The organism is Collimonas fungivorans (assembly GCF_001584145.1).
In the GTDB taxonomy this organism is placed as follows: domain Bacteria; phylum Pseudomonadota; class Gammaproteobacteria; order Burkholderiales; family Burkholderiaceae_D; genus Collimonas; species Collimonas fungivorans.
Genome location: NZ_CP013232.1, coordinates 5,490,962 through 5,503,819, shown reverse-complemented (window position 1 = coordinate 5,503,819; position 12,858 = coordinate 5,490,962). Strand labels below are relative to the sequence as shown.

Sequence of the window (12,858 nt, the reverse complement as noted above, 5' to 3'; positions counted from 1 at the left end):
TCTAGCGGCGCGGCACGCCCGGCAGCACGCACAGCATTTCATACGCCAGGTTGGCGCCCAGCAGGGCAGTGGTGCCGACCGGGTCGTAAGGCGGCGACACTTCGACCAGGTCGGCGCCGACGATGTCCAGGCCCCAGGCGCCGCGGATGATTTCCAGCGCCTGCGGCACGGTCAGGCCGGCGATTTCCGGGGTGCCGGTGCCGGGCGCATAGGCCGGATCGATGCCGTCGATGTCGAAGCTCAGGTAGACCGGGCCGCCGGCCAGGCGCGCCCGCACTTCTTCCATCAGCGGCGCCAGCGATTTGTTCCAGCACTCTTCTACTTGCACCACCTTGAAACCCTGGTCGCGGCACCAGTCGAAATCTTCCGCGGTATAACCGGTCCCGCGCAAGCCGATCTGCACCACGCGCTGGCAATCCAGCAAGCCTTCTTCCACCGCGCGGCGGAACGGCGTGCCGTGCGCGATCTTTTCGCCGAACATGGTGTCGTTGACGTCGGCATGGGCGTCGACATGGATCAGGCCGATCTTGCCGTATTTGCGATGCAGCGCGCGCAGGATGGGCAGCGCGATGGTATGGTCGCCGCCCAGCGAAATCGGGCGGCAGCCGGAAGCGACGATGCCGTCGTAGGCAGTCTCGATCAGCTTGATCGAATCCAGCAGGTTGTAGGGATTGATGGCGACATCGCCGAGGTCGGCAATGCGCAGCGCATCGAAGGGCGCGGCACGGGTCGCCATGTTGTAAGGCCGCAGCAGCACCGATTCGGTACGGATCTGGCGCGGGCCGAAACGGGTGCCGGAGCGGTTCGAGGTGCCGAGATCGAACGGTACGCCGACAAAACAGGCGTCCAGTTCCGCGCTGCTGGCGACATGCGGCAAACGCATCATGGTGGCGATGCCGCCGAAACGCGGCATGTCGTTGCCGCCCAGCGGTTGGTAAAGTGGGGTTTCCGACATGATCGTCTCCGGGAAGGGATGAATGGGGTGGGGTAGTTAATGAGTAGCAGCTACTCTAGCGGTAAATAACATTAGTAAAAATCTGTGTAATCGAATATTTACATTGATTCAGATAGATGTATGATCGACCTGATTCCCTAATTCCCGACCTGGCATGCTCAACCAGTTATCAGACCTTGACCTGCGCCTGATCCGTATATTCCTGTCGGTGCTGGACGCTGGCGGCATTTCCGCTGCGCAAACGGCGCTCAACGTCAGCCAGTCCACCATCAGCACCCAGCTGGCGACACTGGAGACGCGGCTTGGCTTTCGCCTGTGCGAGCGGGGCCGCGCCGGATTTCGCCTGACGCCGCGCGGCGAGCAATTTGCCCAATCCAGCCGCCAGCTGCTGGAAAACATCGACCATTTTTGCCTGGACGCGCGGCAGATCGGCCGCAAGCTGTCCGGACAATTGCACCTGGGCCTGATCGGCCATGCCGCCATGAGCGCCAACGCGCGCCTGGGCCAGGCCATCGCCCGGTTCCGTGCGCGCGACGAGGCGGTGACGCTGTCGCTGGCGGTGCTGGCGCCGGGCCAGCTGGAGGAAGAGGTGATCAACGGCCGCCTCGACCTTGGCATCGGCTATTTCTGGCACTGTTTGCCGAACCTGGAATACCTGCCTCTGTACACGGAACACCAGGTGGCTTATTGCGCCGCCACGCATCCATTGTTCCGGCAGGCCGGAAAACTGACGACAGCTGCATTGGCGCAGCACGACTGGGTCTGGCGCAGTTATCCGCTGCCGGAGGCCGATGGCCCGGGCGGCGTATTTTCGCCGACGCGGGTGACGGCGCTGGCCGACAACATGGAGGCGGTCGCAGTCCTGATTTTGTCGGGGCAGCATCTCGGCTTCCTGCCGCAGCACTTTGCCGCACCTCTGGTGCAGCAGGGATTGCTGGCGGCGCTCAACCCGGCGCTGCTGTCCTACGAGGTCACCCTGCATATGGTGGCGCGCCGCCAGTCCAGCCGCGGCGAAGTGCTGCAGGCGTTTCTGGATGACCTGGTGGCGGAGCACCGCGAGGCAGGGTAATCGCGGCCATATACCTGGCATACAAGGAACCGATGTCGCGGCCGCCGGTTTGAATGAGATAATGGGGCGTTATTACACGTATTCAGATTGCCTCTTATGTCACAATTCGCTCCGCTCAAGAACGATACCTTCCTGCGCGCGCTGCTGCGCCAGCCAACCGAGTACACGCCGCTGTGGCTGATGCGCCAGGCCGGCCGCTACCTGCCGGAGTACCGTAAAACCCGCAGCCGCGCCGGCTCCTTCATGGGGCTGGCGACCAATCCCGATTACGCTACCGAAGTCACGCTGCAGCCGCTGGAGCGTTTTCCGCTGGACGCCGCGATCCTGTTTTCCGACATCCTCACGGTGCCGGACGCGATGGGCCTGGGCCTGTATTTCGCCGACGGCGAAGGCCCCAAGTTCCGGCATCCGCTGCGCGATGAAAAAGACGTGATGGCGCTGCAAACCCCGGACCTGGGCAAGCTCGATTACGTTTTCAAGGCGGTCACCCAGATCCGCACCGAACTCAACGGCCGGGTGCCGCTGATCGGTTTCGCCGGCAGCCCGTGGACCCTGGCTTGTTACATGGTCGAGGGCGAAGGTTCGCGCGAGTTCCATACCGTCAAGACCATGTTGTACAACCGCCCGGACCTGATGCACCACGTGCTCAGCACCAATGCGGCGGCGGTGGCTGCTTACCTGAATGCGCAGATCGACGCCGGCGCCCAGGCCGTGATGATTTTCGATTCCTGGGGCGGAGCATTGGCGGACGGCGCCTACCAGGAATTTTCGCTGGATTACATGCGCCAGGTGATGTCCCAGCTGCAGCGTGAAAAAGATGGGGTGCCGATTCCGGCTATCGTATTCACCAAGGGCGGCGGCCTGTGGCTGGAACAGATTGCCGACATCGGCGCCGATGCCGTTGGCCTCGACTGGACCGTCAACCTGGCTGAGGCGCGGGCCCGCATCGGCCAGCGTGTCGCCTTGCAGGGCAATCTTGATCCGGCGGTGCTGTTTGCCAATCCGGAACAGATCCGCAGCGAAGTCGCGCGCCTGCTGAACGCCTATGGCGCGCCGCAAGCCGGCAGCGGCCACGTATTCAACCTGGGCCACGGCATTTCGCAATTCACGCCGCCGGAATCGGTCGCCGTCATGGTTGAAGCGGTGCACGAAATCAGCCGTAAATTGCGCGGATAGAAGCTTGCCGGTAGGAACCCGTGGCTGCTACTTGCTGATGGATGCTGTTACACGCTGTCACGCATAACACATTCGTCTGCAATCCGGAGATTGGTACGCGCTAGTTATGCACAAAATAAATCTGCTGCACCACGGAAATTATTTATATCTATATTTTTTATTTTCTGCTTGAGTCTGTTTTGTAAGCGATTGATTTAAAAGGGTTTATTTTCTGCTTTTAGTTTAGGCAATTTATTGAAACCCGCATCAAATATGAGGCTGCAGCCTGTCAAGAGCAGGTTGTCCACAAAGTTATCCACAGACATTGTGGATAATTTGAAAAGCGCTTATGAAACCGATGCTTAGGGCATTTCCTCATGTTTTACATTAAGTGGAATCTTAGAAATTAGGGTTTACCCTCGATTTCGATGAATTGACATCGGGCTAATTTTTCCGGTGCGAAACTGACGGAACGGCTGAAAAAAGTGACATGGTGGTGCACGGCCATGCATTTGAATGTGGACCTGATTGTTACCTTGAAGCTTCCTTGTTGTTACCTTTTTCTGCTTTGTTTTGGGGCATTGCGAATTTAGTTATGCACATAATTTTGTTTCCGCAAGGCGATTTTTTAAAAGCGGAAATTTTTTTGCCTGTCCAGAATGTTCAACTTAAGTCTTTGATTGTAAATAGTATTTTTATTGATACTAGTTTGGGCAAGAGCCTGGATATGCCGTAAACAGGCGCTTCCACGTTGTTTACGCAACCTTGTCCACAAAGTTATCCACAGATCTTGTGGATATTTTCAAAAGCACTTATGAAACCGATAGTTAGCTTATTTCCTCGGGAATTACATTAAGTTCGTGAAACAAAGCATTCTCCAAATCGTCCTCGATACTCCCCTGGATAGCAGCTTCGATTATCGCTGGCAGGCCAGCGACGAAAGCGAGGCCGTGCCGCAAATCGGCCAGCTGGTCCAGCTTTCTTTCGGCCGCCGCGAAGTGGTCGGCATGATTGTCGGCACCAGCACCGAGAGCGACGTTCCCGCCGAAAAATTGAAAAATGTGCAAGCGGTGCGCCACCAGTTGCCGCCGCTATCGGCGCAATGGCTGGCCTTGTGTCGTTTTGCCGCCGATTATTACCAGCGGCCGCTGGGCGAAGTGGCGTTGCCCGGCCTGCCGAAAAACCTGCGCGCGCTGACCACCGTGGCGCTGGACCGCGGTTTGAAGAAATTGCGGCAAGACGGCGCCGCACACGATGCGACCCCGATCGACGTCGCGCAGCTGAACCCGGCGCAGCAGCAGGCGGCCGACGCCATTGCCGGCGCCACGGGGTTTGCGCCGACGCTGTTGTACGGCGTCACCGGCAGCGGCAAGACCGAGGTTTATCTGCAAGCCGCGGCGCAGATACTGGCGCATAGCGAAAACGGCGATGAAAACCCGTCGCAGATCCTGATCCTGGTGCCGGAAATCAACCTGACGCCGCAGCTGGAAGGAAACATCCGCGCCCGCTTCCCCGGCGTGATGGTGGCGACCTTGCACAGCGGCCTGGCGGAAGGCGAGCGCATGCGCCACTGGCTGGCGGCGCACCTGGGGCAGGCGCGCATCATTCTCGGCACCCGGCTGGCGGTGCTGGCTTCGCTGCCGCACCTGAAGCTGATTGTCATCGACGAAGAGCACGACCCATCCTACAAGCAGCAGGAAGGCTTGCGTTACTCGGCGCGTGACCTGGCCGTGTGGCGCGCCCACCAGCTGGGGATTCCAATCGTGCTGGGCTCCGCCACGCCGTCGCTGGAAACCTGGCATCACACCCAGTCCGGCCGCTACAGGAAACTCGAACTGCGCGAGCGCGCGGTCAAGGACGCCGTGTTGCCGCTGGTGCGCCGGATCGACATGGAGCGCGACAAGCCCAGCGAGGGACTTACCTCGACCCTGGTCAGCGCGCTCAAGCAAAGACTGGAGCGGGGCGAACAGTCTTTGCTGTTCCTGAACCGGCGCGGTTACGCACCGGTGATTGCCTGCGACGCCTGCGGCTGGGTCAGCAACTGCACCCGCTGTACTTCCTTCATGGTGTTGCACAAACCCGAACATCGGCTGCGCTGCCACCACTGCAGCCTGGAGCTGAGGATCCCGAAATCCTGCCCGACCTGCGGCAACGTCGACCTGCAGCCGCTGGGGCGCGGCACGCAGCGGCTGGAAGAGGGATTGCAAGCGATGTTCCCGGAGGCGCGGGTGCTGCGCATCGATGCCGACTCGACCCGCCGCAAGGGCAGTGCGCAAGCGGCTTTCGACAGCGTGCACCGGGGCGAAGTGGATATTCTGATCGGCACCCAGATGGTCGCCAAGGGCCATGATTTCAAGAACCTGACCCTGGTCGGCATCCTGAATCCCGATACGGCGCTGTTTTCCCACGACTACCGCGCCAGCGAGCGGCTGTTTGCGCAACTGATGCAGGTGGCGGGGCGCGCCGGCCGCGCGGCGCAGAAAGAGGGCGGCAGCGCCAGCGAAGTGCTGATCCAGACGCGTTATCCGCAGCATCCCCTGTATGCGGCAGTCATCGCCCACGACTACGACCGCTTTGCCACTTCGCTGCTGGAGGAGCGTGCGCAAGCCTGCCTGCCGCCCTACATCTATCAGGCCTTGCTGAGGGCGGAGGCGAAGGAGCTGGAAACCGCGATTGAATTTTTACAGCAGGCCGCCAACTGTATCGAGCACGACGGCATCACCATGCACGACCCGATCCCGATGACCATGACCCGGGTCGCCAATGTCGACCGCGCGCAGTTATTGATTGAATGTCCCTCGCGCCCCGGGCTGCAGGCTTTCCTGACTGACTGGATGGCTCAGCTGCGGCAGATAAAGACTCGCGCCAAATGGTCGCTGGAAGTGGATCCGGTCGATATCTGAGTTTCAGTGCCTGGATTCCGGCACCGAACGGGAAAAGATCCGCACCACGGAATCCATGTGCGCACGCATCGCGCGCCGCGCCGCCACCGCATCGCGCGCCTGCAGCGCTTCCATGATCAGCTGGTGCTCATGCTCCGAACGGTTCGGCATGTCTTTCGAGCTGTACAGCGTCTGCAGGCGCTGGAACATCATGCCGTACTTGCGTCCCAGCAGGTGGCTGACCAGCAACAGGTAAGCCGGGTTGCCGCTGGCCTCGGCGATGCGGATATGGAACAGGCGGTCGCCCGGATGGGTGTGCGAGCCGCTGCGGTTATCTTCGACATTGCGCGCATACGCTTCGGCGATATTGCGCAACTGCTCATCGCTGGCATTTACCGCCGCCAGCGCCGCCGTCTCCGGCTCCACCAGGCGTCTTGCCTGCAGCAGCTTGAACGGCGGGATTTCGTCATCCAGCCCAAGGTTGATTTCCAGGTCCAGTTCCGGATCGATTTCCCAGCCGCTGCGATGCGCCGCCTGCTGCAAGGCCGGTGCCTGGCTGCCGTTGTCGCGTGCGGTTTCCTCTTCGGTACGCGGCAACACCATCACGCCGTTGCCGACGCGGACGCTGACGACGCCGATCACCTCCAACGCGATCAGGGCCTCGCGCACCGACGTGCGGCTGACGCCGAATTGTTTGGCCAGTTCGCGTTCGGGCGGCAGGTTGTCGCCGGGTCCGTATTCGCCGCGGTCGATCATGTCGCGCAGCTGGTCGGCGATTTGTTGATACAGGCGGCGATTATGTATAACTTGTATGGGCATGGCAGTAAGGAAAGATATTTTTCATATTGTGCCACGGCGCGCTAGCTGCGAACCAAAGCAGGTGGCGCCGGCGCCTATCTAGCCGTCAATAAATGACGGGAACGGGCTGCCGCGCCGCCGGGCCGATTGTTCGCGGAATTTCTACTGTGCTAGTATTGGTCCAGCCAATAAACCTTTTCAGTATAAAATATTAACCCAAGTAAATCCAGAAAATCGGAGACAGCCGCATGAGATTACAAGGAAAGCGCATTCTGGTGACTGCCGCGGGCCAGGGCATCGGCCGTACCAGCGCCCTGGTGTTTGCGCGCGAAGGAGCGCAGGTGCTGGCGGCCGACATCAACCCCGCTTCGTTGGCGGAAACGGCAGCCGCGGCAAACGCTGCCGGCCATCCGATCCGGACCGTGCAGCTCGATGTCACCGACGCCGCCGCGGTATCGGCGCTGGCGCAGGCGGAACAGAGTTTCGACGTGCTGTTCAATTGCGCCGGTTTTGTCCATCACGGCAGTATCCTCGATTGCAGCGAACAGGATTGGGATTTCTCATGGGATATCAACGTCTCTTCCATGTATCGCCTGATCCGCGCGCTGTTGCCGGGCATGCTGGCCAAGGGCGGCGGCTCCATCATCAACATGGCGTCGGCTGCTTCCAGCGTCAAAGGCGTGCCCAACCGTTTTGTCTACGGCACTACCAAGGCAGCCGTGATCGGCCTGACCAAGGCAGTTGCGGCGGACTTTGTCGCCAAAGGCATACGCTGCAATGCAATCTGTCCCGGCACGGTCGAATCGCCGTCGCTGCGGCAGCGGATTGCCGAACAGGCGCGCCAGCAAGACGTGGATATCGCCCAGATCGAGGCGGCGTTTGTCGCCCGCCAGCCGCTGGGGCGGATCGGCAAGACCGAGGAAATCGCGGCGCTGGCGCTGTACCTCGCTTCGGACGAATCGGCGTTTACCACCGGCGCGATCCATTTGATCGACGGCGGCTGGTCTAACTAGCGAGTCTCGACAATATGCGTTACTGCCTGGCGCTAGACCTGAAGGACGATCCCGGCCTGATCGGCCGTTATGAAACCCTGCACCGCCGCATCTGGCCCGAGATCGCCGACCACCTGCGCAGGCATGGCGTGCTCGGCATGCAAATCTATCGGCTCGGCACGCGCCTGGTGATGCTGATGGAAACCGACGATGCGGTTTACAGCCCGGAGCGCATGGCGAACGCCGCGCGCACCGACCCCAAGGTGCAGGAATGGGAAACCCTGATGTGGGAGTTCCAGGCTGCTACGCCATGGACTCCGGCCGGAGAAAAATGGGTGGCGATGGCGCAGATCTTTGACCTGAAACAGCAGCCCTGAACCGCTTCAGGTTTCCTCGCTGTCGTCACCGGTATCGTTATTTGAAAGGAACCAGTCGCCGCATCCCGGCGGCTGGACAATGTCGCCGCTCACCGCAGCGCAGTAGCGGCCCAGTTCGATATCGTTGCCCAGGCCCAGCTTCTTCATCGCGGAAGCTTTTTGCAAGCTCACCGTTTTCACGCTCTTGCTCAGGCGCTGGGCAATATCGCGCAGGCTGTTGCCCGCCGCATACAAGCGCAACACCTCGGTTTCGCGCGGGCTCGGAATGCGGTTTTTAGCCTGGCCGTTTATGCCATTCTGCAGCAGGGCCTGGAAAGACGGCCCCATGTACGGCGAATCGTTGCCCAGGTGGCGGATGGTCTTGCCGATTTCGGGAATTTCATCGCTTTTGTGCAGCAAGCCGTTCACGCCGCTGTTGACGATCTGGTACAGCACCAGCGGCAGCGCATTCATGGTAAGCACCACTAGCCAGGTTTGCGGATGATGGCGCCGGATGTATGACAGCAGGTGCAAGCCGTCGCTGACGCGCACCATCGGCATCGAGAACTCGGTGATGACCAGGTCGCAGGGTGTCGATTCCAGGCACCTGACCAGCGCATCCGAGCTGGTGACGCAGGCCACGACGCGGCAATCCGGCACGTGGTTGAGGTAGTTGCACACCCCTGCGGTAAACACGGGGTGATCGTCCGCCAGAACAATCTTCACATTGATTACTCCATCGAAAAATATCAGACAGGATCGGAGCCGGCCCGGGACATTTCGGAATTCTCCGGCAGCGTATTGCAGCGTGGTCGATTCTAGTTATTTTATTGTTAAGTTGTTCATTGGACTATGAAATTAAGAGATTTACTTATATATTTAATAATGTGCAAACCCGATACTTCCTATTCAATAACGATAAGTAGAAACCTAGGGAGACGTCGTTCATTCATCAATTGCGGGGAGGCAATTTCATGACCAAGATTATTCTGGCTGACGACCAGCCAGCCATCATTTCAGGAACGCGCCAGTACATCGAGCAGATGCCGGGTTTTGCCGTGGTGGCGACGGCGTCTTCGACAGCGGAACTGTCGGAGCGCTTGCTGGATATGCCATGCGACCTGCTGATCACGGAGTTTTCCCTGCCGATCAATCGCATCGGCCGCGGCTGCGCCTTGTTCCGGCAGCTGAAGAGCAATTACCCGTCGCTGGGACTGATCGTGCTGACCATGATCGATATCCCCGCTGTGCTGTACCAGATCACCAATTGCGGCGTGAAAGGGCTGGTGCACAAGAGCGACGAGATAAGCGAGCTCGGCCGCGCCATGCTGGAGGGCACGCATGCGGCGCCGTATATTGGCAAGGCGGCGTCGCGATTGCTGAAAAAAGGTCCGAGCGGCAGGCTGCCGACCAGGCGCGAAGCGGAAGTGCTGAAGATGTACGTGGTCGGCAACAGCCTGCGGGAAATTGCCGACCGGCTCAACAAGAGCGTCAAGACCGTGGGTTTGCAAAAAGCCTCGGCGATGAGAAAAATGGGATTGCGCAACGACATCGAGCTGGGCAGGTATTCCTGCACGATGGGCCGTATCGGCCAGCCGTTCTGACTTTTTTTGGGTGGATCGGGGCGCATTGGAGCGCATTGGAAACCCCCATGCTGCCGAAGCCGTTATACTTGATGGCATAGCCGGTAAGTCTGGCCGACAGAAAGCAAGTTCCATGAACGGTATCAAGCAAGAATCCAATTCCTCCAACCCGCAAGCGTCCAAGCACGAAATCCGCCCCGGCCAGTCGATAGAGTTGCTCAAAGAGTTACATATCCTGACGCGCGACGGGAAATTGAACCAGGACAGCCGCCGCAAGCTCAAGCAGGTATATCATTTATATCAATTCATCGAGCCGCTGCTGCAGGAAATCCAGCAGGAACAGGGTGGGGTGCAGCTGGTCGACCATGGCGCCGGCAAATCCTATCTTGGATTCATCCTGTACGACCTGTTTTTCAAGGGATTGACCGACGACTCGCATATCTTCGGCATTGAAACCCGCGAAGAGCTGGTCAGGAAATCGCAGGAACTGGCGCAGCGCCTGGAGTTTTCAGGCATGTCCTTCCTCAATTTGTCGGTGGCGGAATCGATAGGATCGGCTTTGCTGCCAGGCCGTATCGATGTCGTTACAGCCTTGCATGCGTGTAATACCGCGACTGACGATGCAATTGAATTCGGCTTGAAGAAACAAGCGCGTTTCATGGTGCTTGTGCCTTGCTGCCAGGCGGAAGTGGCCTCCGTGCTGAAAAAGAACAAGGGTAAATCGCTGGCGAAAGAGGCGCTGACCGAAATCTGGCGCCACCCGCTGCACACGCGCGAATTCGGCAGCCAGGTCACCAACGTGCTGCGCTGCCTGCAGCTGGAAGCGCATGGCTACCAGGTCAGCGTCACCGAACTGGTGGGCTGGGAGCACTCGATGAAGAATGAACTGATCATCGCCAGCTACAAAGACCTGCCGCGCAAGCGGCCGACCGAACGCCTGCAAGAAGTCCTGCACACCCTGGGGCTGGAAGAAATGCAAGAACGTTTTTTTACCGCAGCCTAGGAGATTCATCCCAATCATTTTGCAGCATCCGCCTGCCGCAAGCGGGCCGTCCACCATCGCACCACTTAACCCGAGGAGAGTGACATGAGTAAGACGAGTAGTTCACATGCCGTTAAAGAGTTCACCAAGGCGCCGCCGACCGAAGAGGGGCTGACCGAGACCGTGCAGCACATCACGGCCGGCGTCGGCGAGTTCGGTGTCCTGAATCCTGCTGCGCGCGCAGCACTCGTCCTCAAGGTTACCGAGCAGTGGCAGCAGGATTTCATCGTTAAATTCCATATTCCCGCAGATCCTGCGAAGGCCGGTGAAGAATACGCCGCGATCGAGCAGGGCGACAAATATCCAAGCTTGTCGGAGCCGGTGCGCGAAGCCGTATTGCAACGCTTTGACGAACGCTACGGCGACGGCGGTCCGCGCTCGTGGTCCGCGCTGAACGGCAAGTAGGTTCCCATCCTGCCAGGCCTCGGGGCGCGGGAAACGGCGCCCAGGCCTCATTCATTCCGGTTTTGATCGCTATCATGTTGATGTCCGAAAACCGCTAGACATTGGTAAATATCGGCGCGATCATGGTTCAATGGAACTCGATCACGACACCTGCTACCGGGCGCTGGCCAGCCGCGACGTACGCTTTGACGGGCGTTTTTTCATCGGCGTCAAAACCACCGGCATCTATTGCCGTCCGATTTGCCCCGCGCGTACCGCCAAATCCGAAAACGTCTTGTTTTTTCCCACCGCCGCCGCTGCACAGGAAGCGGGTTTTCGTCCATGCCTGCGCTGCCGCCCGGAAGCTGCGCCCGATTCCAGCGCCTGGCGCGGAGTTGCCAACACCGGCATATCCAATACCGTGACGCGCGCACTGGCGCTGATAGAAATGGGAGCGCTGGACGACAATGGCATGGACGCTCTGGTCGTGCGGCTGGGCGTGGGCGAACGGCAATTGCGCCGCCTGTTCGCTCAGCATCTGGGAGCGTCGCCGGTTGCCGTGGCGCAGACGCGCCGGGTGCTGCTGGCCCAGCAACTGATCCATGAAACCCGCATGCCGATTACCGAAATCGCTTTCGCCGCCGGGTTTGGCAGCATCCGCCGTTTCAACGAAGTGTTCCAAAACCTGTTCCAGCGCCCGCCCAGCGCATTACGCCATGGCAGCCAGCCGGAACAATCGGCGCAAGCGGGGGTAACGCTGTTGCTGCGTTACCGCCCGCCCTACGACTGGCCGGCCATGCTGGCGTTCCTGAGCCCGCGCGCGATTGCCGGCGTGGAACGGGTGGCCGACGGCTGTTATTACCGGAGCATCTGCCTCGACGGCACGCATGGAACCATTGTCGTACAGCAGGGCGAGGGCCATGCCCTGCAAGCCACCATCCGCTTCCCGCGGCTGTCGTCGTTGTCAGCCATCATCGCCCGTCTGCGCCGGATGTTCGACCTGGCAGCCGATCCTGAAATCATCAGCCGCCAGTTGTCGGCTGACCCCTTGATGGCCAGGCTCACTGCTGCCCGGCCCGGTCTGCGGATACCGGGCTGCTGGGACGGTTTCGAACAGGCGATGCGCGCGGTGCTGGGCCAGCAGATCACCGTGGTCGGCGCCATCAGGCTGGCCGGCAAGCTGGTGGCGCAGCATGGCGAAGCGCTCAGCGATCCTTGCGCAGACCGGCCGGGGCTGACCCATGTCTTCCCGCAAGCCGCCGTCGTGGCAGCTGCTGACCTGGCGCCGCTGGGCATGCCGAGAGCACGCGCCGCCACCTTGTCGGCGATAGCGGCGGCGCTGGTGGCCGACCCGCAATTGCTGGATACCTGCGCCAGCCTGGAACAAGCGGTATTGAAATTGCTCGCATTGCCGGGCATCGGCGACTGGACCGCGCAGTACATGGCGCTTCGCCATTTACGCGAGCCCGATGCGTTTCCGGCGGCCGATGTGGCCCTGATGCATGCGATTGCGGTTCATGAAGGCGTCAGGCCGAACGCAAAGGAACTGACGCTCCGGGCGGAAGCCTGGCGGCCATGGCGCGCTTATGCGGCACAGCATCTTTGGTCGTCGCTTGTCTGAGTTTGCGTCCGCTTGATGCGT

At 60.2% G+C, this 12,858-nt stretch carries 12 protein-coding genes; 9 read left to right on the top strand and 3 right to left on the bottom strand.

Features of this window, described 5'->3' with window-relative positions; all coding sequences use genetic code 11:
* Window position 1: 1 nt before the first annotated feature.
* A complete protein-coding gene (gene speB, locus CFter6_RS24260) occupies window positions 2-955 on the bottom strand; it encodes an agmatinase (RefSeq protein WP_061542075.1) in 954 nt (317 codons plus the stop codon).
* A 154-nt stretch (window positions 956-1,109) separates the two neighbouring features.
* Between speB and CFter6_RS24255 the strand changes: the two genes are divergently transcribed.
* From CFter6_RS24255 to CFter6_RS24240, 3 genes are all read left to right on the top strand, one after another.
* A complete protein-coding gene (locus tag CFter6_RS24255) occupies window positions 1,110-2,024 on the top strand; it encodes a LysR family transcriptional regulator (RefSeq protein WP_061542074.1) in 915 nt (304 codons plus the stop codon).
* 96 nt (window positions 2,025-2,120) lie between these two features.
* A complete protein-coding gene (gene hemE / locus CFter6_RS24250; RefSeq protein WP_061542073.1) occupies window positions 2,121-3,200 on the top strand; it encodes a uroporphyrinogen decarboxylase in 1,080 nt (359 codons plus the stop codon).
* 839 nt (window positions 3,201-4,039) lie between these two features.
* Window positions 4,040-6,082 carry a primosomal protein N' gene (locus CFter6_RS24240; RefSeq protein WP_061542071.1) on the top strand — a complete coding sequence of 681 codons (2,043 nt, stop codon included), beginning with the start codon at window positions 4,040-4,042 and terminating at the stop codon, window positions 6,080-6,082.
* Window positions 6,083-6,085: 3 nt separating this feature from the next.
* Here CFter6_RS24240 and CFter6_RS24235 read toward each other — a convergent pair whose 3' ends face one another.
* Window positions 6,086-6,880, bottom strand: a complete 795-nt coding sequence (locus CFter6_RS24235; protein ID WP_061542070.1) for a FadR/GntR family transcriptional regulator — start codon at window positions 6,878-6,880, stop codon at window positions 6,086-6,088.
* A gap of 227 nt (window positions 6,881-7,107) precedes the next feature.
* On the opposite strand from CFter6_RS24235, the gene CFter6_RS24230 reads away from it, so the two are divergent.
* Both CFter6_RS24230 and CFter6_RS24225 read left to right on the top strand, forming a co-directional pair.
* Window positions 7,108-7,872 (top strand): SDR family oxidoreductase, encoded by a 765-nt coding sequence (locus CFter6_RS24230; RefSeq protein WP_061542069.1) that lies wholly within the window; start codon window positions 7,108-7,110, stop codon window positions 7,870-7,872.
* A 14-nt stretch (window positions 7,873-7,886) separates the two neighbouring features.
* Window positions 7,887-8,228: an L-rhamnose mutarotase gene (locus tag CFter6_RS24225; RefSeq protein WP_061542068.1), complete on the top strand. Its 342-nt coding sequence runs from the start codon at window positions 7,887-7,889 to the stop codon at window positions 8,226-8,228.
* Window positions 8,229-8,234: 6 nt separating this feature from the next.
* On the opposite strand, the gene CFter6_RS24220 is transcribed toward CFter6_RS24225, so the two are convergent.
* Window positions 8,235-8,933, bottom strand: a complete 699-nt coding sequence (locus CFter6_RS24220) for a response regulator (protein WP_061542067.1) — start codon at window positions 8,931-8,933, stop codon at window positions 8,235-8,237.
* 248 nt (window positions 8,934-9,181) lie between these two features.
* Here CFter6_RS24220 and CFter6_RS24215 point away from each other — a divergent pair, with 248 nt between their 5' ends.
* The 4 genes from CFter6_RS24215 to CFter6_RS24200 all read left to right on the top strand — a co-directional run bounded on the left by CFter6_RS24215 (window position 9,182) and on the right by CFter6_RS24200 (window position 12,837).
* A complete protein-coding gene (locus tag CFter6_RS24215; RefSeq protein WP_061542066.1) occupies window positions 9,182-9,811 on the top strand; it encodes a response regulator in 630 nt (209 codons plus the stop codon).
* Between the two features lie 112 nt (window positions 9,812-9,923).
* Entirely contained in the window at window positions 9,924-10,793 is an 870-nt protein-coding gene (locus CFter6_RS24210) for a class I SAM-dependent methyltransferase (protein ID WP_061542065.1), read from the top strand.
* An 84-nt stretch (window positions 10,794-10,877) separates the two neighbouring features.
* Window positions 10,878-11,237 (top strand): hypothetical protein, encoded by a 360-nt coding sequence (locus CFter6_RS24205; protein WP_014008336.1) that lies wholly within the window; start codon window positions 10,878-10,880, stop codon window positions 11,235-11,237.
* Window positions 11,238-11,367: 130 nt separating this feature from the next.
* The gene (locus CFter6_RS24200) at window positions 11,368-12,837 is read left to right on the top strand and encodes a DNA-3-methyladenine glycosylase 2 family protein (RefSeq protein WP_061542064.1); all 1,470 of its coding nucleotides are present in this window, start codon (window positions 11,368-11,370) and stop codon (window positions 12,835-12,837) included.
* The last annotated feature ends 21 nt before the right edge of the window (window positions 12,838-12,858 follow it).